Origin of the sequence: Coprococcus eutactus (genome assembly GCF_001404675.1) — a bacterium.
GTDB classification, from domain to species: Bacteria; Bacillota; Clostridia; order Lachnospirales; family Lachnospiraceae; genus Coprococcus; species Coprococcus aceti.
On sequence record NZ_CYXU01000001.1, the window covers coordinates 21921 to 42441 of the forward strand.

Here is a 20521-nt window from a genome sequence, read left to right on the forward strand (position 1 = left end):
AAACTCATAGGGATTTACATGCAGAGGATCAAACAATGTGTAGAAAAGGAGTATAACGATGGGAAAATACACAAAGGAAGACATACTGAAAAAGGTCAAAGAAGATGATGTTGAGTTTATAAGACTTCAGTTCACAGATATTTTTGGTGACCTTAAGAACGTAGCGATAACCTCAAGCCAGATAGAGAAGGCACTTGACAACAAGATCATGTTCGACGGTTCTTCTATAGAGGGCTTTGCGAGAATTGAGGAGTCAGATATGTATCTGTATCCTGATTATGATACATATGAGACATTCCCTTGGAGACCACAGCAGGGAAAGGTTGCAAGACTTATATGTGATGTATATAAGCCTGATGGAACACCATTTGAGGGCGATCCAAGATATGTACTTAAGAGAGCTCTGGCTGAGGCAAAAGAGATGGGTTACACTATGAATGTAGGTCCTGAGTGTGAGTTCTTCCTCTTCCAGACAGATGAGAACGGAATGCCTACAACTAACACATACGAGAGAGCAAGCTATTTTGATCTCGGACCACTGGATTTCGGTGAGAATGCGAGAAGAGATATGGTTCTTACTCTTGAGCAGATGGGATTTGAGATCGAGGCATCACACCATGAGGTAGCTCCTGCACAGCATGAGATAGATTTCAAGTACGGTGAGGCTTTGAGAACCGCCGACAACATCGAGACATTCAAACTGGTTGTAAAGACTATTGCCAAGAGACATGGTCTCTGCGCAACATTCATGCCAAAGCCAAAGTATGGCGTATGCGGTTCAGGTATGCATATGAACATGTCGCTCCAGAAGGATGGCAAGAACATATTTGCAGATGAGAACGATAAGCTCGGACTTAGCCAGGAGGCTTACTGGTTCATCGCCGGAATCATGGAGCATATGAAGGAGATGACAGCCATCACCAACCCGCTTGTAAATTCATACAAGAGACTTGTTCCAGGCTATGAGGCTCCTATTTACATCGCATGGTCAGCAAAGAACAGAAGTCCACTTATCAGAATTCCAAGTGCACGTGGTGCAGGAACAAGAGTTGAGCTCAGATGTCCGGATCCAACAGCTAACCCATACCTTGCCATGGCAGTATGCCTTAGAGCAGGACTTGACGGAATCAAGCGTCAGCTTCCAGTTCCACCAAGTGTAGATACAAATATATTCAACCTCACTGCAGAGGAGAAGAAGACACGTCATATCCACAGCCTTCCTGCAAACCTCAGAGAGGCAACTCTTGCCATGAGCGAGAGCGACTTCATGAAGGAGGCAGTTGGTTCACACATCTTCGAGAGGTATACAAGTGCCAAGATGGATGAGTGGAATGAGTACACAAGACAGGTTACAGACTGGGAGATCTCAAACTATCTGTACAAAGTCTGATCTTATACACGAACAATATAAAATGATGAGTAGTATAGGTAAGCGGAGCGAAAGGTCTGCTTACCTATATATTTGATAATAGCTATACATACACGATTGAGAGGGCTTTGATTTGGTAAATGTTATAATAGTTTTTCCGAAAATAGAGGAAGCAAAGAGTATAAAAAACCTGCTCATTCGCAATGGTATAAGTGTTACAAAGGTGTGTACAACCGGAGCCCAGGCGGCGCAGGCTGCGGATGCGTGTGACGATGGAGTCATAATATGTGGATATAAATTCCTGGATATGATGTATTCAGATCTTGAGAATTATATTCCGAAATATTTTGACATGATCGTGCTCAGCAGCAAGAAGAATTATGAGGAAGTCCGGGACAGCGGCGTGGTATGTCTGTCTATGCCGATAAAGTCCATGGACTTTGTGAATACCGTAAGTCTCACCATAGAGAATCTTCTGTGGGAGAGAAAAAAGAGAAAGTCCAGGCCAAAGGAGAGAACCGAGGAAGAGAAGAAGGTCATCAAGGCGGCAAAACTCAAGCTTATGCATGACTTTGAGTATGATGAACAGGACGCTCACAGATATCTGCAAAAGAAGAGCATGGATAACGGTATAAATATAGTCGAGATGGCATATATGATACTGGATAATTCAGATTGTTTCTAAAACAGATCAAGAGGGAGGCTTTCTATTGCGATTCACGAAGATGGAAGGACTTGGAAATGACTACGTGTACGTGAACTGCTTCAGAGAAAAGGTGTATGATCCGGAGATCCTTGCCAGGCTTGTCAGTGACAGGCACAGGGGCATTGGGGGCGACGGACTGATACTTATAGGACCTTCGGCCAGGGCTGATTTTAATATGGATATATACAATGCGGATGGCAGCAGGGCAGAGATGTGTGGAAATGGCATAAGATGCCTTGGCAAGTATGTATACGACCATGGAATGACGGAGAAGACGGAATTTACTGTGGAGACACAGGCGGGTATAAAACGGCTCAGATGCATTCTGCAGGATGGAAGAGTGGTTGCGGTGTGTGTGGATATGGGCAGACCGGATATAGGTGCGGCTGTCGAGATGGCTGTTCTGCCTGATGAAACCGTGGATTTTGTCCGGGTATCCATGGGCAATCCCCATGCGGTTGTGTGGGTAGATGATATATATGTCTGCCAGATGGAGACTCTGGGGCCTGAGATGGAGGTGCATCCCATGTTCCCGAACAGGACAAATGTAGAATTTGTCCAGATCGTTGACGAAGATCATATGAGGATGCGAGTGTGGGAGCGCGGCTCCGGCGAGACATTTGCGTGCGGTACAGGCGCGTGTGCGGCTGTGGCGGCGGGGATAGCTGCCGGCAGGACGAGAGATTCGGTAAAGGTCTCGTTGCTCGGAGGAACTTTAGATATTGATTACGACAGGCAGAATGAAACTATGTACATGACAGGACCGGCAAGGGAAGTATTTGAAGGCTGGACTGATATATATTAGGAGGAAAGATATGTTTAAGGCAAATGAAAATTATTTAAAGCTTCCGGGAAGTTATCTCTTCTCAACAGTTGGAAGAAAGCAGAGAGAGTACAGCGCAGCACACCCTGACAAGAAGGTTATAAGACTCAGTATCGGTGATGTGACTCAGCCACTTGCACCGGCTATCATAGAGCGCCTTCACAAGGCTGTAGACGAGATGGCAGTTGCGGAGACATTCAAGGGATATGCTCCTGATCTCGGCTATGAGTTTCTCAGAAACACCATAGCAAAGAATGACTATGCTGACAGAGGCGTGGACATATCTGCTGATGAGATATTTGTCAGCGACGGGGCAAAGAGTGACTCAGCAAATATCCAGGAGATATTTACAGCAGACAGCAAGATCGCAGTATGTGATCCTGTATACCCTGTATATGTTGATTCAAATGTAATGGCAGGAAGAACAGGAACATACGACAAGAACACAGAGTTGTGGAGCGATGTAATTTACATGCCATGTCTTGCGGACAATAACTTTGCGCCAGAGCTTCCAAAGGAGACACCTGACATCATATATCTGTGTTTCCCAAACAACCCTACAGGAGCAACGATCAAGAAGGATCAGCTTCAGGAGTGGGTAGATTACGCAAATAAGGTCGGAGCAGTCATCATCTACGATGCTGCATACGAGGCATATATCAGCGAGGAGGATGTTCCTCATACAATATATGAGTGCGAGGGCGCAAAGACATGCGCTATCGAGCTCAAGAGCTTTTCTAAGAACGCAGGATTCACAGGAACACGTCTTGGCTATGCTGTAGTTCCAAAGGATCTGAAGGACGCAGATGGCGTGTCAATGCACAGCCTGTGGGCAAGAAGACATGGAACAAAGTTCAATGGCGCTCCATACATTGTTCAGGCAGCAGGAGACGCAGTGTACTCAGACGAGGGCAAGGCTCAGACAAAGGCTCAGATCGCATACTACATGAACAACGCAAAGGTTATCTCACAGGGACTTAAGGATGCAGGCTACACTGTATCAGGCGGTGTAAATGCGCCATACATCTGGCTTAAGACACCGAACAACATGTCATCATGGGATTTCTTCGATTATCTGCTTGAGAATGCAAATGTAGTCGGAACCCCAGGCTCAGGCTTCGGACCAAGCGGTGAGGGATATTTCAGACTTACTGCATTCGGAACTTATGAGAATACAGTTGAGGCTATAGAGAGAATCAAGAATATGTAATACAGCTATAAGCTGTGGCGTATACATGCATGGATCAGCGTGTGTGATCCGAGATATATACGTTACAGTACATAGTGTCTTTGGCATGCCTGCAGGCACTCCGGTAAGGGGAGTCTGCGGGCATGTTTTTTGTTATTTGTCGGTCTTTACTCATATATTCAGATTTGATATAATGACTTATAAGGGTGATTAAAAGCCAATAACGGAGGTATTGAGATGAAGGATAACGGACTTTTGGTACAGTATTTTACAGCGAATACGACCGACAGCCAGGATTTATGGAAAAAGGCAGCAGAGGACGCTGCGGTTCTGAAGAAGATGGGGGCTACGGCTGTATGGTTTCCGCCTGCTACAAAGGGAGCACAGGGCAAAGAAGATATGGGGTATGCTCCGTACGATCTGTATGATCTGGGAGAGTTTGACCAGAAGGGTTCAGTTGGAACCAGATATGGAACTAAGGATGAGTATATAGCTGCTATAAAGGCTATGAAGGATCAGGGGATAAATGTCTATGCGGACATTGCGGTCAGACAGAAGCTTGGCGCTGACAGGATAGAGAAGGTTACAGCAGCCGACTTCAACACCAAAGATATTCCACAGATGATCGGCAATAAGAAGACTGTGGGAGCACTTTCAAAGTTTACATTCCCTGGAAGAAAGTCAAAGTATTCCAAGTTCAAGTGGAACTGGAAGCATTTTGCGGGAATAGACTGGAAGCAGGAAGAATTCAAGAAGCGTGTGTGCGCTCTTGAGGGCAAGGATTATGACGAGGCGGACAAGGAATATTCCAAGTATGATTATATAATTGGAAGCGAGATTGATTTCTACAATCAGGAAGTGTACGACGAGCTCATGGCGTGGGCTCAGTGGTACGAGAAGACCACTGATGTGGACGGATTCAGATTCCAGGAGGCAGAGGCTATCCCTGCATGGTTTGTGAAGGATTTTATTGAAGCGACATCTGATGTCCCTGCAGCCGCTAAGAAGAAGGGCGCAGATGAGGCTCCGGAATATGTACATAAGGACATATTTGCTGTCGGTGATTTCTGGCACTGGAATACAGAATATCTGAATGGCTATATCAAGGCCACAGACAATGAGGCATCCATGTTCGATGTGCCATTGCACTTCAATTTCCACGATGCATCTGTGGCAGATGGAGAGTATAACATGGCAGATCTGCTTAAGGGTTCACTTATGATGAGCAATCCGGAGAAGGCTGTTACATTTGTAGATAACCACGAATCCCAGGTTGGAGGAGTTCTGGAATCATACGTTGAGGATTGGTTCAAGCCTCTGGCGTATGCGGTCATACTGCTCAGAGAGCAGGGCTATCCGTGCCTGTATATTGGCGACTACGCGGGAATACCACAGGTTAAGGTAAAGTCGAAGAAGACGATGCTGAATAAGCTGCTCAAGCTCAGAAAGAAATATGCATACGGAACTCAGCACGACTACTTTGATCACAGCGAGGTTGTTGGATGGACCAGAGAGGGCGACGAGGAGCACAAGGATTCAGGACTTGCGGTTGTCATGTCCGATGGAATGGGCGGCACCAAGAGAATGTATGTGGGCAGACAGTTTGCGGGAGCACATTTTGCAGATGTCATGGGTAATGCCAAGTATGACATCAAGATAGATGACGAGGGCTGTGGCGAGTTCTATGTCAACAGAAGAGGCCTTTCAGTCTGGATCAAAAAAGATTGCAAATTATAAGAAAGTGGTATATAGTATATATTACTTTATCACGCTAAAGTCGTGAAAGTCAAAAAGGAGCTTAGACATGGGAAAAACAGTACATACAGAGGCAGTACAGGATCTGTTTGAGGCAATACTTACATTGGAGACAGAAGAGGAGTGCTTTAATTTCTTTGAGGATGTATGCACGGTGAATGAACTGTTATCTATAGCACAGCGTTTTGCAGTGGCCAAGATGCTGAAGGAAGACAACACATATCTGGAGGTTGCGGAGAAGACCGGAGCATCCACAGCCACGATAAGCAGGGTCAACAGATCCCTGAATTATGGCAAGGACGGATATGAGCTTGTATTTTCAAGAATGAAGAGCTTCCAGCAGAATGACAAGCAGAGCAACGAGAAAACCGACAAGTAGTCAGACAAAACCCCTGAACGATTACATTTTATCGTTCAGGGGTTTTATTTGTGTTACAGGCTGGAGTCCTGTAAAATCTGGTCGCAATACTTGTTGGTTGTGCGTAAGCTGACTATTTTTTCCTGCCCTCGGCTGCGGCGTTTGCCTGTGGCTGCTTAGCCTTTGCGGCTTTGGCTGCTGCCTGCTCTCTGGCTTTCTGTGCCTGGGCTTTAGCCTTCGCCTTGGCATCTTCCTCAGATTCCTGTCTGAGCTTGTCTACCAGATGCTCCACATATTTCTTCTTGGCATATATATCAACTGAGAGAAGTGAGATCATGCTGAGATCGTGGAGATAGGAGTCCTTCTCAGGATCATACATGGCATCAGCCTTGTTGGCTGTTCTCACGATATCCTTGATGATGTCACCGTAATGCTGGGATAGATGCTCATACAAGTGGGCGTATATATCAGAAATATCCTTTCCGTCCTTGTTGGAATCAAAATAACCATCTATAAGAGGCTCAAGCAGAGTCTGTATATCGTTGATGCTGAGCATGTTCTTCAGGTAGTATATATAAATGAGCAGTATAAGGTGCTGCTTAGAATATCTCTTCTTGTTAGGCGATGGCAGAAGATTGTTCTTCGTGTAGTTGTTGATCATGGTCTTGGTCATCACCTTGTCCTCGTCATTGCGTCTGTTCTTTCCAAGCTGATCCTCCATGAAGGTGGTCAACTGATCCATGTACAGGTCAATGGAAGGAATATCCTTAGGGTTTATATAATCAAGGCCACCGGCCATTGATATTATGTCTTTAATATTTGTCTTTTTATCCATATAGACACCTCTTATATTAGTTGGAGCACGCACAGGAACTGCTGTGCGAAAATGCTGTTCATAAATACCGTTCACAAATTGACATATTCCAACAGTTGTACGTGCTGTGTATGCAGTATGCATTGTTTACGCAGCATGTGCTGTTTTGTGCAGTATGTGTTGTTTATGCAGTGTGTAATACCGCATATAAACAGTTGATTTTGAATCAACACGACATATTATATAGTATTCAAAACTACATTACAAGGTTGTTTTACTATAAAACGTATTAATTTGTTAAAAAATCAAGAGGAAAGAGAATGCTCAGGATGCTAGCTGGCTGCAAGTTTGACGATTGTATCTTTTTGAGCCGAAAAAAGAGAAAAGCACACAAGCTTTTGCAAGCCTGTGTGCTTTTCGTAAATTCCTTCGAGAAATATCACAAAATTGTATCTTTTTCAACGAAAATGTCTGTTTGCGCATAACCCCGCCACCCGGCGCTGACTTACTCGCCATCGGCGTCGCCTGGCTCCTGCGGAGCCAGCGTGATAAGCACTCTGGCGACTCGCTTTTTGTCCATCTCAAGTACCTTGTAGATGCATGAGATGTCGGTGACGGACTCGCCCTTGGCTGGAATGTGATCCAGCAGCTCGGTTATGTAACCGCCGAGGGAGTCGTAGTCCTCTGATTCTATCTTTAGATTCAGTGCATCATTCAGATCATCCAGCTTGATGGAGCCATCGACGTTGTAGTGGGTGTCGTCGACCTTGATGATGTTGTTGTGTTCCTCCGTGTCGTACTCATCCTTGATGTCTCCGATGATTTCCTCAATGAGATCCTCGATGGTAATAAGTCCTATGCAGATTCCGTACTCATCGAGCACGATGGCCATGGTATTGGAATCCGACTTCATGGAGTGCAGAAGATCATTGGTCTTCTGATATTCATATACATACAGTGGCTTTCTCATGATGTTACGAACGCTGAAATTATTGATATCATGGGTTGCCTTGTAGAAGAAGAGATCCTTAACATGAAGGATACCGATCACGTTATCTCTGGAGTCCTCATATACAGGAATTCTCGTATACGGTACTTCCATGTAGAGCTTCAGCAGATCATCATAAGCCATATCAACAGAGGCGATGGTCATATCTGCTCTTGGGATCATGACATCCCTTGCAATGGAATCTCCGAAGTCCACCACATTGGTTATCATTTCCTTCTCTTTGTCCTCGATGACGCCTTCCTCCTCACTGACGTTCACCATGCTTATGAGTTCATCCTCGGTCATCTTCTGGTTCCCGCCGTCCTTGTCGAGCCTTATGATCCAGAATATAAAATCAGCGATCTTATTCACTATGAATATCACAGGTGTGAGCACTATCATAAGGAACTGGATTATGTCAATGTATAACAGCGATATCTTCAGGTTATAACGCTGAGCCAGGGTCTTTGGTGTGATTTCTCCGAAGAGGAGAACGATCAGTGTCAGGGCTCCGGTTGCAATACCGACAGCAGAGCTTCCAAATGCCTTTGTTACGAATGTGGTCGTGAGAGAAGATGCTGATATGTTGACAATGTTATTTCCTATAAGAATAGTGCTTATCAGCTTGCCTGAATTCTCTGTGACCTTGAGAACCCGTGAGGCCCGCTTGTTGCCGTTGTCTGCAAGAGACCTGAGCGAGAATTTACTCACCGTTGTGAGTGCTGTTTCAGCTGAAGAAAAGAATGCGGACAGTGCGATCAGCACCACCAGAATGATAATGTTTATTATGGAACCTGCGTCCAAGATTTCATCTCCAATCATTTAAAAAATTTTTAATTCTGATTGTACTTAATATATAGCATATTGTCAAGAATCCGTACCTTGATGTGGCAAAGAATCAGCGAAGAATGAAATGTGGAATAAAAAGCAGAAAAAGACACACAATAATAAGGCAGCAGAAAAATGCATAGCAAAAAGGAGAGAACATCATGAGAAGTTCAACAGAAACCTACAAAGAAGTTGCAGAGAGATGCAGTGCGTATGAGAAGAAGTGTTCTTGTAAGGGCCTTTCAAACGATGTGACGGGTAAGAGTTGTCTTAACTGCGATCATTTTACAGACACAGAGTACTGTGAGCTTGATCTGTATGATCCTATAGTCAAGAATCTCTAGCTGGCAGCCAGAAAATTCTGGTAAAGGATATCAGAATGGAAGAGTGGAGCGGGGCAGGAAAAGCGCCGCTCTGTACATAAAGTAAAGTTGACACATCTGACATGTATTGATATACTTAATCACTGAAAATGGAGACGTCTGCGTGTGCAGACAGAGTAAATAGTGAAAGGTATATACGTCGATGATTAGTGCGAATAACGTAACATTGAGATTTGGTAAGAAGGCTTTATTTGAGGATGTAAATATCAAATTTACAGAGGGTAACTGTTATGGACTGATCGGTGCAAATGGTGCCGGCAAGTCAACTTTCCTGAAGATCCTGTCAGGAGAGATAGAGCCGTCAAAGGGTGATGTGACAATGAATGATGGAGAGAGACTTTCAGTTCTCCAGCAGGATCACTACAAATACGATGAGTACCAGGTGCTTGACACAGTAATCATGGGTAACAAGCGTCTGTATGAGATAATGAAGGAAAAAGATGCTATATATATGAAGGAGGACTTCTCAGACGAGGATGGAGTCAAGGCTGCAGAGCTTGAGGCTGAATTTGCTGAGATGAACGGCTGGGAGGCAGAGTCAGATGCTTCCACACTCCTGAACGGACTTGGAGTAGGCACAGAGTATCACTACAGCCTGATGAAGGATCTGGATGGTGGACTCAAGGTCAAGGTGCTTCTTGCCCAGGCCCTTTTTGGCAATCCGGATGTACTTCTTCTGGATGAGCCTACAAACCACCTTGATATGGATGCCATCGCATGGCTTGAGGAATTTCTCATCAACTTTGAGAACACGGTTATCGTTGTATCGCATGACAGATATTTCCTGAACAAGGTATGTACCCATATAGCAGATATAGATTACAGCAAGATCCAGCTTTACGCAGGTAACTATGACTTCTGGTACGAGTCAAGTCAGCTTATGATCAAGCAGATGAAGGAAGCCAACAAGAAGAAGGAAGAGAAGATCAAAGAGCTCCAGGAGTTCATTCAGAGATTCTCGGCAAATGCTTCCAAGTCCAAGCAGGCTACATCCCGTAAGCGTGCCCTTGAGAAGATCGAGCTGGATGACATCAAGCCATCAAGCAGAAAATATCCATACATTGATTTCAGACCAAAGAGAGACATCGGTAACGAGGTGCTTACCGTATCACATATCTCCAAGACGGTTGACGGAGAAAAGCTTCTGGATGATATCTCGTTCACGGTTGGTCATGACGACAAGATAGCATTTGTCGGACCGAACACCAAGTCAACCACCATGCTCTTCAAGATACTTGCAGGCGAGGAGGAACCGGACGAGGGAAGCTATAAGTGGGGAGTTACTACCTCACAGGGATATTTCCCTAAGGACAACACCAAGGAGTTCGACAACGACCTCGTGATAGTTGACTGGCTGACACAGTATTCAGACGAGAAGGATGCCACATATGTAAGAGGCTTCCTCGGAAGAATGCTCTTTGCAGGTGAGGATGGAGTTAAGAAGGTCAAGGTCCTATCTGGAGGAGAGAAGGTAAGATGTCTTCTGTCCAAGCTGATGATCATGGGTTCAAACACCCTGATTCTCGATGAGCCTACAAACCACCTCGATATGGAGTCCATCACGGCACTCAATAACGGACTTATCAAGTTCCCTGGTGTAGTACTGTTCTCCTCACAGGATCACCAGTTTGTACAGACAACTGCAAACAGAATCATAGAGATTACAAATACAGGTCTCATAGACAAGCAGACAACATACGATGAGTATCTTGCAAATGACGAGCTTGCCAGAAAGAGACAGGTCATGAACATGGATTCAGAGGACTGATATATTGATATATGATCACCTGAATACAGATCATGACAGAAAAAATGGCTGTGACACAACAATATGTCACAGCCATTTTTTCTTATTCTATACCAAGATCAAAAATGTAATTCAACAGCTTGATAATGTGGTCAACATTCTCCTCGCTGTTGCCCGGGAATGAGAGATACACATCGTTGTATCCCAGGTTCATGCGGTTGGCAAAATCCGTTCCGCTGATGTTTATTGCGTATGCGGAAGTGTGATTTGCGGAATCCTGCGCCGTTACTACACGATCCTTGAGCTCTCCCTCGAAGAGAGTTTTGAGAGTGCCATCATATGTATCAAGCGGATGTATCAGATTTATCCAACTGCAGCACTCAACTCCGGCCTTGTCGGATATCAGCACATCATATACATTGTCCTCGCACAGCAGCGGGAAGGAAGAGTATTCCGTTCCATTTGCATCGTAGTCAGCGTCAAATGTAGTCGGATCGTAATGCAGGTTCTGCATATATTTGATCTTGTCCGAGTCCTTATAATTATAGTAGCTCTTATAGTCGTCTATAACGGATGTGTCCACGCTCCATGGATCAGGACTGTTGACCACCGCATATGCAAATACCGTCGGCCGGGTATTGGAATATACCGCCAGTGAGATCCAGGCCAGTGACACTACGATCATCAGTATTCCTATGATCTTCCATTTGTTGCAGTCTATAAAATAATGAAAACGCTGTGAGCGTGTCATGTCCGCTGTCTCAGCCTTTTTTTGCGCCCGTCTGTATCTGCGGCGCTCTGATCTCGTCATGGCGTGAAGCTCAAGACTGTTTTCGGTCGCAAGGTCCGCTTTGGGCGCTGCAGATCTAGGATCTGAGAAACCGTCGGCCACCTCACGCTTGACACCCCTTGGCTGGATCAAAATGTCATCCGGGGCATCCTTCTGTGTGCTTTCCAGCACCTCTTCCTGTGTATTATCTTTTTTGCTCATTCAAAACTCCTCTGCACGAAAAGAGCCGGAGGGCGTCCGGTCTTCCGCGTCAAATATATTTAATAATAGTATACTAACATATAGAAGAGGAGAACAGAACCCCTCCAATAGTGAAAAAAGTCTAAAATTTAAAATTGCACAATAAAACAGATCGGTTTTGCATGCACTATACATAATGACTAAAAGAAAACCCTGTAAATAAGCTGTTTTCTATATATAAAGTACAGTTGCCATATTAGCCGGAAAGGCGCATGGAATGTACGAAAAATAGGCTATTTGACAAAAATGATAAAATACACGCCTTATAGATAAAGTTTAATTAGTTATTTTTTTAGCTTAAAAAAAGGCGAATGTGCAAAAAAGATAAAAAAACTCAAAAAAGGGGTTGCCAAATTAGATAATATGCCCTATAATAAGCCTATGTTGACAAGGACGTTGTCAATAAAATCACAACAGAGGTCATGAAAAAGCATGACACGGCATTCCGGATATGCTCGATAAGGTGATTTTAGAGCATAGCATTGGAATAGCACACATATTTAAAAGGAGGGTTTTTTTGTGAGAAAAATCAAAAAGGCGTTAGCACTTTCATTAGCTATGGCAATGGGATTATCACTCGTTGCATGTGGCAGAAATGATGATGCTACAACAGAGGCAACAGAGGCTAAGACAGAGGCAACAGAGGCAGCATCAGATGATGCTACAGAGGCAACAGAGGCAGATGCTTCAGCAACAGGAGCAATTGCAGCACCTAGCACAGATGGCTGGGATGACAGCAAGAAGATCTACGCTTACTCATGGGATGAGGATTTCTCAAAGAAGATGAACGTCGTTCTTGACAAGTTCCCAGAGTACAAGGACTATGTTGAGTTCGTAACACTTGGTGTTGGTGGAACATCAGATGAGTACAAGACAGCTATTGATACAGCTCTTACAAGTGGAGATAAGTATCCTTCACTTATCCCTGCTGATAACGATGTAGCTAAGTACTGGTCAGAGGATGACACAAAGACAGCTAACCTTACAGATCTTGGTTTCACAGATGATGTTATGGCTAACTCATATGACTTCGCTAAGCAGTATGGCACATACAACGGCGAGCTTAAGGCTGTTACATGGCAGGCTACAGCAGGTTCTGTATTCTACAGAAGAGACATTGCTAAGGAAGTTCTTGGATCAGATGATCCTGAGACAGTTCAGGCAGCTCTTGCTGATTGGGACAAGTTCTTCGAGACAGCAGACAAGTTAAAGAATGCTGGATACAAGATCGTATCTGGTCCTTCAGATGTTAAGTACGCTATCTGGGATACTCAGTCACAGCCTTGGGTAACAGATGACGGTTCATCAGAGAAGCTTACACTTGACGGTGCAGTTACAGAGTACCTTGAGACAGGTAAGAAGATCTATGATGGTGGATATTCAAACAACACAGCCCTTTGGGATTCATCATGGGCTGCTGATATGGCAAATGATTCAAAGGTATTCTGCTACTTCGGATGTCCTTGGTTCATCGGTTCAATGCAGGGTAACGGCGCTGTAGATGGTAACTGGGGAGCTGTTACAGGCCCTACATCATACCACTGGGGCGGTACATACGTAATGGTTGGTAAGGATACACCAAACCCAGAGCTTTGTGCATTCCTTCTTTACGAGTTAACATGTGATCCAGATGTTGGTGTTGATATCACAAACAAGACAGGTGACTGTGTAAACAACAAGGCAGCTAACGAGAGACTTATCAATGGTGAGCTTTTAAGCGACAATGCAGCTCAGAAATTCCTTGGCGGACAGAACCCAATCGAGGTATGGGCAGCATCAGCAGAGGGAATCAACCTCAGCAACGTAACATACCAGGATGCTTCAATCAAGGCATTCATCGACGAGGCAGCTACAGCTTACAACTCAGGTACATACACATCAGTTGATGATGCTGTTAAGTACATCGAGGACAAGTGTGCTTCAGAGCTTGGTATCTCAAAGTAATCTATCCCTAAAATAAAGGATAAAACTATAAAGTAACAAAATGCACGCATCAGTAATGAAAGTTGCTGGTGCGTGTGTACTATAGACCAATATTTTAAGGGGGCGTATCACACTATGAAAAAGAACAAGACAGTTGAATATGGCAAGTATGGTTTGATGTTCCTCATTCCGTTCTTCCTTGTTTTCCTTATCTTTCAGCTGTATCCACTTATCTATACGTTCTACAACTCATTTATCTACTCAGCTAAGAATGGTAGATATGTGACAACAAGCGTAGGACTCGGTAACTTTACCAATTATGTGTTTGCAAAGACCGGAAGTGAGTTCTGGCAGGCACTTGCTATAACAGTTGTTCTGTGGTTGGTAAACTTCGTACCTCAGATCCTTCTCGCACTTGTTCTTGCTGCCTGGTTCACAGACATCAAGGTTAAGATAAAGGGTCAGGGTGTATTCAAGGTAATCATGTACATGCCTAACATCATTACAGCAGCTACAATCGCCGTTCTCTTCTACGGTATGTTCGAGGTTCAGGGACCTATCACGAGCCTGTTCAGAAGTTGGGGATGGTGTGATGAGGGTGGTATCCTGAATCATGGCTGGGCATCACTTATAATCATTGCTTTTATCCAGTTCTGGATGTGGTATGGTAATACAATGATCGTCCTTTGTGCAGGTATTCTCGGTATCAATCCATCACTTTACGAGGCAGCCAGTGTTGATGGTGCTACATCAAAGCAGCAGTTCTTTAAGATAACACTTCCACTGCTCAAGCCGATCTTACAGTACACACTTGTAACATCAGCTATCGGTGGTCTGCAGATGTACGATATTCCACAGCTCTTCAACGAAGGTAACCCGGTTGTAAGAGTAGGTGGATCGGATGTCAATTCTACAACAACAGTAGTTATGCTTATCAAGAAGTACGTAAGTGCAGGTCCTACACAGGATTATGGTAAAGCTGCAGCTTACTCAGTAATGCTTTTCGCATTCACATTGATTATAAGCTTACTGTTCTACAAGCTGACATCAGAGAAAACAGAAAAACAAGGAAAGTAGGTGAACAAAGTTGGATCAGACAGAATCAAAAGCAACGGGAACGAGGGTTTTAAGATATGTCATCTGTATCATACTTTGTTTCCTGTCAATCATACCGTTTTATATTTTGTTAATTAACTCAACACTTAAGTCCAGTGATATTCTTACAGGAATAAAGCTTGTTCCTGGATCACAGTTCATCACTAACTTCAAGGGACTTTTAGAGGGTGGTGCGAAGACGAGTGGAGTAAACGTACTTCAGGCTATGCTCAATTCGTTAATTATCACAGTACCTGCAACAGCTCTTCAGATCTACTTCGGTTCTCTGACAGCTTACGCAGTTACAGTTTACAATTTCAAGGCAAAGAATTTTGCATGGGGCTTCATATATGCTATCATGATGATTCCTCAGCAGGTATCTATCGTAGGTTTCATCAAGATATGTAACCTCACACATATTTATGGTTCATATCTTGCAATGATCATTCCAGCGATCGCAGCACCAACAACTGTTTACTTTATGAAGCAGTACATGGAGACTGGCCTCTCAGTAGAGATCGTAGAGGCTGCCAGAATTGATGGATCAGGAGAAATTCATACGTTCAACTCGATCGTACTTCCTCTTCTGAAGCCAGCTATGGCAACTCAGGCAATCTTCGGATTCGTTGCATCATGGAATAACCTGTATACACCTTCTATCATACTTGCTACAGAGAGAAAGAAGCAGACAATGCCAATGTACGTTCAGGCGTTAAAGGCAAATGATAAGTCAAGAGATTGGGGTCAGATCTATTGTGGACTTTTCACAACTGTTATTCCAATCCTCGTAATGTACTTCTTCCTTTCTAAATATATTATTGCAGGTGTTGCACTTGGTGGTGTAAAGGAGTAATATATATTGTAATCAATTAAATATAATGTAGGTATCGATGACTCTTGGGTCGATCGATACCCGCATTATATTATTTTTTTTTACGAAACAATAAGCGAAGAGGACATTTTGAATGAGCGAGATATCAAACAACAGGGAAGAGAGCAGAGAGAATGACAGGGGAAAAGAGAAAGAACCACTTCTGAGACGGGCAATGGATGCGTTTGGAACTATATTTGCACTTAATGTGTGCTTTGTAGTTGGCTGTATACCTATATTTACAGTGGGAGCATCGCTGTCAGCTCTTTATGCTATGTGTATAAGACTGCAGGAGGATGAGGAAGAGACGGTTGTCGCCGGATTTATCCATGAGTTTAAGAGAAACTTTAAACAGTCGACCATAGCGTATTTCTTTATTCTGCTTGCGATATTTGTAATGTATTTTGAATTCCTGCTTGTCAAGAGAGTGACGGGATTCATATCTACATTCTACACAGGAATTCTTGTGACAGAACTTATATTTATGGGACTTATTGTTCCGTTTTTGTTCCCGTTGATAGCCAGATACAACAATAAGCTGGGAACCACGGTGAGAAACTCACTGGCTTTGGCTATCACATATAAGGGCTCATGGTTAAAAGTATTTATCGCATGGTTTGCACCTATATTTATATGCGTGAGATACCCTATGATATTTGTTAATATATGGTATCTGTGGGTTTTATTCATATTTGGTGCGATTGCATACGGAACCAGTACGACGATGAGGAAGATATTCAGACTCAACGAGAAGAAACTGGAGGAAACCGCCCGAAAAGCCGAGGAAGAGGCGAAGAAGGCAAAGGAGGAGGCTGAAACTGCTGCGAAACTGTTAGAAGCCGAGGCTGAAGCTGAAGAAAAGGATAAAGAGGATACAGGGAATAAAGAAGACTTGGATTCGGAACAGGCATAAAGCCTGAAGATAGTGATATTTCCCATAAAAGAGGTTAAAGAGAAATCTTTAACCTCTTTTTTTATGAAAAAGTGTCACATTTATGATAATGTAATCGTTATATATAGTGAACGTTCAAAAAAGACAGAATATCAAGGGGTGTTCATGGCGGGGAACACATGAAAAAGGATAGGGAAATTATGCATAATGATAAGAAAGACAGCGAATTGATAGCAGAATATTATGACAAGTACGAACAGAAGTTATACAGGCTGTCGTATGCCGTATTGGGAGATATATGGCAGGCGGAGGAGGCTGTACAGGAGACATTTCTGAAAGTCATAAGATACAGGAATATGATAAAAAGGATGCCGGAGGAGAAGAGGTCGGCGTACATAACCAAGACTGCAAGAAATATCGCTGTTGATATGTACAGGAAAAATAAAAGAGATAAAGAGGCTGTGTGCAGTCTGCAGGGGGATGACGATTCCACGGAACTTGCAGACAACATCCTGTGGAGTCATGCCGATCCATCGGTGAAGAGCAATATGGCTGATGAGGTGGAGAACAGACAGTTGATAACAGGCATACTTGGAAGATTATCTGATGATGATGCCCTAGTGCTCCAGCTAAGGATAGTGCGGCAGCTCAGTGTAAGAGAGACAGCTGATCTGATGCGGCTGACAGAGGCTGCGGTCCGGAAGAAATATGAGCGGGCGGTAAAGAGAGCGCGAAAACTGCTGATGAAGGAGATGATGCTGGATGGAGAATAGGAATATGGAGAATGTTGATAACACGGACAATACGGATAATATGGACAAGCTGTCTGAACATGAATTTTCGGCAGAATACAAAGCTAAAAAGGAAAGTCTGCTCGCCGGAATGAGAGATATGGAGGAGTCCGGCAGACCGACAGGCCTCGGGAAAAGACATGGAGGAATGGAGAGAATTATCAAGGTTGCAGCACTGCTGCTGTGTGGTGTGATCCTTATACCGGTATCGATCCATGCTGCGGTCAGCGTGTATAGATTTACGATCGAGAAGAATGGTGGTTATGCAAGTGGAACGATAGAGCTCAATGACGATGGTGTTGCCACAGCTGCAGATGACACCGAGAGCACGGAGACTCTGGACGCGATGAAAAAGAGAATGGCGGAGGAGGAAGAAAATGGAACACAGAGCATAATGAAAGGAAGCGATGGTAATTCATACATGATAAATTCTGGCAAAAGATACGTGGAGATCACTCTTGATTATCTGCCGGAAGGCGTGGTTCAGGTCGAGGAATGTAAGTATGACAGCCCGGACAGGAAAGGATATATGGGAATATCCATAGCGGCAACCCAGTGGAATGGACAGTCGAATACTGTGATAAACCGAAGCATCGAGGATGCCACAGTCAGACAGGCGGGAAGTTATGAGTACCTGTTGTTTGAGAGGGGAGGAGTTGATTGGGGATTTGATAGAGTGCTGTACGTTCCGATAAAAGAAGAGTCCGTTATTCTGACTGTGTATATCGGCTGCGATATAACGGATGAGGAACTGGACAAGATCGTGACCGGAATAAATGTCAAGGATGCTGAGGGCGATGATCCATCTAACTGGGTCGGAGTTGACTCAACATTTTATGATGACAATCCGGATAATGTTGATACGATCCAGGTGGATGACAAGTACACATTTATAGGATTGGACGAGTCGTTTGTTGTGGATGGCGTAGAGATGACGGTAAACAGTGTGAACGTATACGATGACACCCGGGGAATAGATCCTGCGGATATGCTCTATGTTGTGGGAGATCTCAAGGAGAAAGGTCTGGTGGATACGGACGGAAACTTTGTGGATGTCAGATGTCGGAGGATGAACGAAGCGACAGATAACAGCTTTACAAGCTGGGGAGATTATAATAACAGCAGCTTGCGGATGGTTGCGGTGGATATCACATATAAAGCGGACTACAGAGCATATCCGTATGACGATATAGTTATAGATCTTGAGAGGGGAGAAAAACTCTCGGGGGACAAGCTGGCGCCACCGGTTGACACGAATTATTATTGCGGAGATGGTGAGCCTCGTGCGAGTTATGAAAGACGGATGACATATGGAGTACCTGCGTATGTAGTAGATGACGGCACAGAGATTACTGAAAAGAGCGTGGATGGCTACTGCTGCCTGAAGAGGGATGGCGAAGAACATTTGCTGACGGTGTATTTCCTTGTTGACGAGAGTGAGCTTGAGGATTGTTACATGCAGGTAAGTCCGAGCAGTTCAATGGCAGGTTATTATGAGTATATGACAATATATCTTGGTGAAGGAGAGTAAATATGAGGAAAAGAAGATGGATGATATGTGCAGCTTTGGTTTGCCTTGCGATGGCGTGCGGTGGCTGCGCGGATAAGAAAAAGGAAGCAAACACGGCGGTCATAGAGGGCGATGATATCAAGGAATACAGCAGCGGAACGGACACGTCCGGGGACACCGAGAAGGATGCAGATTATGATGACAGTGTGGGTGGACTTGCCAGAACACTCAGCATTCCGACCAGCGTAAGTGTTGATATACCTGTTGAAAATTGCGGAACTTTGGAGTCTGCAAGCATCAAAGCGTCGGAGATCAAGACTCCGGATGCCGATAAGATGTATACGAAGAAGTTCACCATGGGCAGCATAGGAGCTGAAGATAGGGAGACGATACTCAAAAGCATATTTGACGAGGAGGATGGAGTTTTCGAGTATCCATATGATATGAAGGACAGTGTGACACAGGAGCAGAGAGATGAACTGTTCGCTCATAGGGGTGCCGATGTGGATTACAGCAAGGATTATTTTATTGGGAAGATAGATGGAGTTGAATACATACTGTATTTTTATGATCTGTCGTGGATATCAGATGAGGGATTTTCTATCCAGCTTGCGGTGACGGACCCTGTTCCTGAAGATATGGCGGACAAGGGTGCGACATTCACGGAGTATACCTCATGGGATCCCGCGGAACTGATAACGGCAAATGAAGGGAATCCGTCGGACGTTCAGACTGATGAATCCAATATGAGTGGCATGGATGAGGATGCCGGAATGGTAAAAGCGCTGGACTACATGGACAAATGGGGCTTTAATGATGTGGTCCCTACATCACAGTCGGAGCTTTACCGCCAATATAGTGATGAGTATGGAGAGGTTGTAGGATATGAGAAGGATGGATACTCTGTGACATTTCAGGCGTCCGTGAATGGACAGCCGCTCTATCAGCCGGATGCATTTGGCATAGACACCATCTCAAACCAGAAGAATGCGGAGGATAGTGGTTCGTTTTCTGCAGAGAAATACTACTATACGGAGCAGTCCACATACAGTATCGCATTTACAGGAGAGAAACTTACGGGATTTACATGTACTTGGCCGATGAAGTCCGCGGGGGATATTCAGGATGCAGGGACACTGATCACCTGGGATTCTGCGGTGACAAGCCTCAAGGGAGTCATGGAAAGCCACTTTGCGGATTATACCGGATATAATTCAGTGGAGTTCAACGATGTGAGACTCACATATTTCAGGATAAAGACAGGGGACGGCGAGTATGAGGCTATACCTGTGTACTCATTTGCACAGTTGGATTCGGATCATTCCGACACTTACCCGATACAGCTTGTACTGATAGATGCGAGGGATGGAAGCGAGGTCAGCATGGTTCAGGATGAGGCGAGATTTCTGAATAAATAGACCACAAATGAGTTGCATATTTGGCTGTGTA

18 protein-coding genes are annotated in these 20521 nt (G+C 44.3%); 15 read left to right on the top strand and 3 right to left on the bottom strand.

Going from position 1 to position 20521, the window contains the following annotated elements; genetic code table 11:
• The first annotated feature begins 58 nt into the window (after positions 1-58).
• The 6 genes from glnA (at position 59) to ARA78_RS00140 (ending at position 6221) form a co-directional block, all read left to right on the top strand.
• Positions 59-1390: a type I glutamate--ammonia ligase gene (gene glnA, locus ARA78_RS00115; RefSeq protein WP_015533303.1), complete on the top strand. Its 1332-nt coding sequence runs from the start codon at positions 59-61 to the stop codon at positions 1388-1390.
• Positions 1391-1502: 112 nt separating this feature from the next.
• Positions 1503-2054 (top strand): ANTAR domain-containing response regulator, encoded by a 552-nt coding sequence (locus ARA78_RS00120; RefSeq protein WP_070097439.1) that lies wholly within the window; start codon positions 1503-1505, stop codon positions 2052-2054.
• Positions 2055-2079: 25 nt separating this feature from the next.
• Positions 2080-2880 (top strand): diaminopimelate epimerase, encoded by an 801-nt coding sequence (dapF, locus tag ARA78_RS00125; protein ID WP_055143828.1) that lies wholly within the window; start codon positions 2080-2082, stop codon positions 2878-2880.
• A 10-nt stretch (positions 2881-2890) separates the two neighbouring features.
• A complete protein-coding gene (locus tag ARA78_RS00130; protein WP_022216612.1) occupies positions 2891-4108 on the top strand; it encodes an LL-diaminopimelate aminotransferase in 1218 nt (405 codons plus the stop codon).
• 216 nt (positions 4109-4324) lie between these two features.
• Positions 4325-5824 carry an alpha-amylase gene (locus tag ARA78_RS00135; RefSeq protein WP_055279808.1) on the top strand — a complete coding sequence of 500 codons (1500 nt, stop codon included), beginning with the start codon at positions 4325-4327 and terminating at the stop codon, positions 5822-5824.
• A gap of 67 nt (positions 5825-5891) precedes the next feature.
• The gene (locus ARA78_RS00140) at positions 5892-6221 is read left to right on the top strand and encodes a YerC/YecD family TrpR-related protein (RefSeq protein WP_015533300.1); all 330 of its coding nucleotides are present in this window, start codon (positions 5892-5894) and stop codon (positions 6219-6221) included.
• A gap of 112 nt (positions 6222-6333) precedes the next feature.
• Here the strand turns inward: ARA78_RS00140 and ARA78_RS00145 are convergent, their stop codons facing one another.
• Both ARA78_RS00145 and ARA78_RS00150 read right to left on the bottom strand, forming a co-directional pair.
• Complete coding sequence (locus ARA78_RS00145; RefSeq protein ID WP_022216611.1) at positions 6334-7035, bottom strand: DUF1836 domain-containing protein; 702 nt, start codon at positions 7033-7035, stop codon at positions 6334-6336.
• Positions 7036-7519: 484 nt separating this feature from the next.
• Entirely contained in the window at positions 7520-8806 is a 1287-nt protein-coding gene (locus tag ARA78_RS00150; RefSeq protein ID WP_055143832.1) for an HlyC/CorC family transporter, read from the bottom strand.
• 185 nt (positions 8807-8991) lie between these two features.
• On the opposite strand from ARA78_RS00150, the gene ARA78_RS00155 reads away from it, so the two are divergent.
• The gene (locus ARA78_RS00155; RefSeq protein WP_015533298.1) at positions 8992-9174 is read left to right on the top strand and encodes a hypothetical protein; all 183 of its coding nucleotides are present in this window, start codon (positions 8992-8994) and stop codon (positions 9172-9174) included.
• A gap of 181 nt (positions 9175-9355) precedes the next feature.
• Positions 9356-10981 carry an ABC-F family ATP-binding cassette domain-containing protein gene (locus ARA78_RS00160; protein WP_015533297.1) on the top strand — a complete coding sequence of 542 codons (1626 nt, stop codon included), beginning with the start codon at positions 9356-9358 and terminating at the stop codon, positions 10979-10981.
• A gap of 82 nt (positions 10982-11063) precedes the next feature.
• On the opposite strand, the gene ARA78_RS00165 is transcribed toward ARA78_RS00160, so the two are convergent.
• On the bottom strand, positions 11064-11951 hold the full coding sequence (locus ARA78_RS00165) for a hypothetical protein (RefSeq protein WP_022216609.1): 888 nt from the start codon (positions 11949-11951) through the stop codon (positions 11064-11066).
• Positions 11952-12509: 558 nt separating this feature from the next.
• Here ARA78_RS00165 and ARA78_RS00170 point away from each other — a divergent pair.
• From ARA78_RS00170 to ARA78_RS00200, 7 genes are all read left to right on the top strand, one after another.
• Positions 12510-13934 carry an ABC transporter substrate-binding protein gene (locus ARA78_RS00170; protein WP_055279809.1) on the top strand — a complete coding sequence of 475 codons (1425 nt, stop codon included), beginning with the start codon at positions 12510-12512 and terminating at the stop codon, positions 13932-13934.
• Positions 13935-14048: 114 nt separating this feature from the next.
• Positions 14049-14990 carry a carbohydrate ABC transporter permease gene (locus ARA78_RS00175; RefSeq protein ID WP_015533296.1) on the top strand — a complete coding sequence of 314 codons (942 nt, stop codon included), beginning with the start codon at positions 14049-14051 and terminating at the stop codon, positions 14988-14990.
• Positions 14991-15000: 10 nt separating this feature from the next.
• Entirely contained in the window at positions 15001-15861 is an 861-nt protein-coding gene (locus ARA78_RS00180; RefSeq protein WP_022216607.1) for a carbohydrate ABC transporter permease, read from the top strand.
• Between the two features lie 112 nt (positions 15862-15973).
• Positions 15974-16792, top strand: a complete 819-nt coding sequence (locus ARA78_RS00185) for a YesL family protein (protein ID WP_055279810.1) — start codon at positions 15974-15976, stop codon at positions 16790-16792.
• Between the two features lie 179 nt (positions 16793-16971).
• The gene (locus tag ARA78_RS00190; protein ID WP_022216606.1) at positions 16972-17544 is read left to right on the top strand and encodes an RNA polymerase sigma factor; all 573 of its coding nucleotides are present in this window, start codon (positions 16972-16974) and stop codon (positions 17542-17544) included.
• Positions 17534-19093, top strand: a complete 1560-nt coding sequence (locus ARA78_RS00195; RefSeq protein ID WP_055279811.1) for a hypothetical protein — start codon at positions 17534-17536, stop codon at positions 19091-19093. The genes ARA78_RS00190 and ARA78_RS00195 overlap by 11 nt, the downstream gene beginning before the upstream one ends.
• A gap of 2 nt (positions 19094-19095) precedes the next feature.
• Positions 19096-20490 (top strand): hypothetical protein, encoded by a 1395-nt coding sequence (locus ARA78_RS00200; RefSeq protein WP_015533292.1) that lies wholly within the window; start codon positions 19096-19098, stop codon positions 20488-20490.
• The last annotated feature ends 31 nt before the right edge of the window (positions 20491-20521 follow it).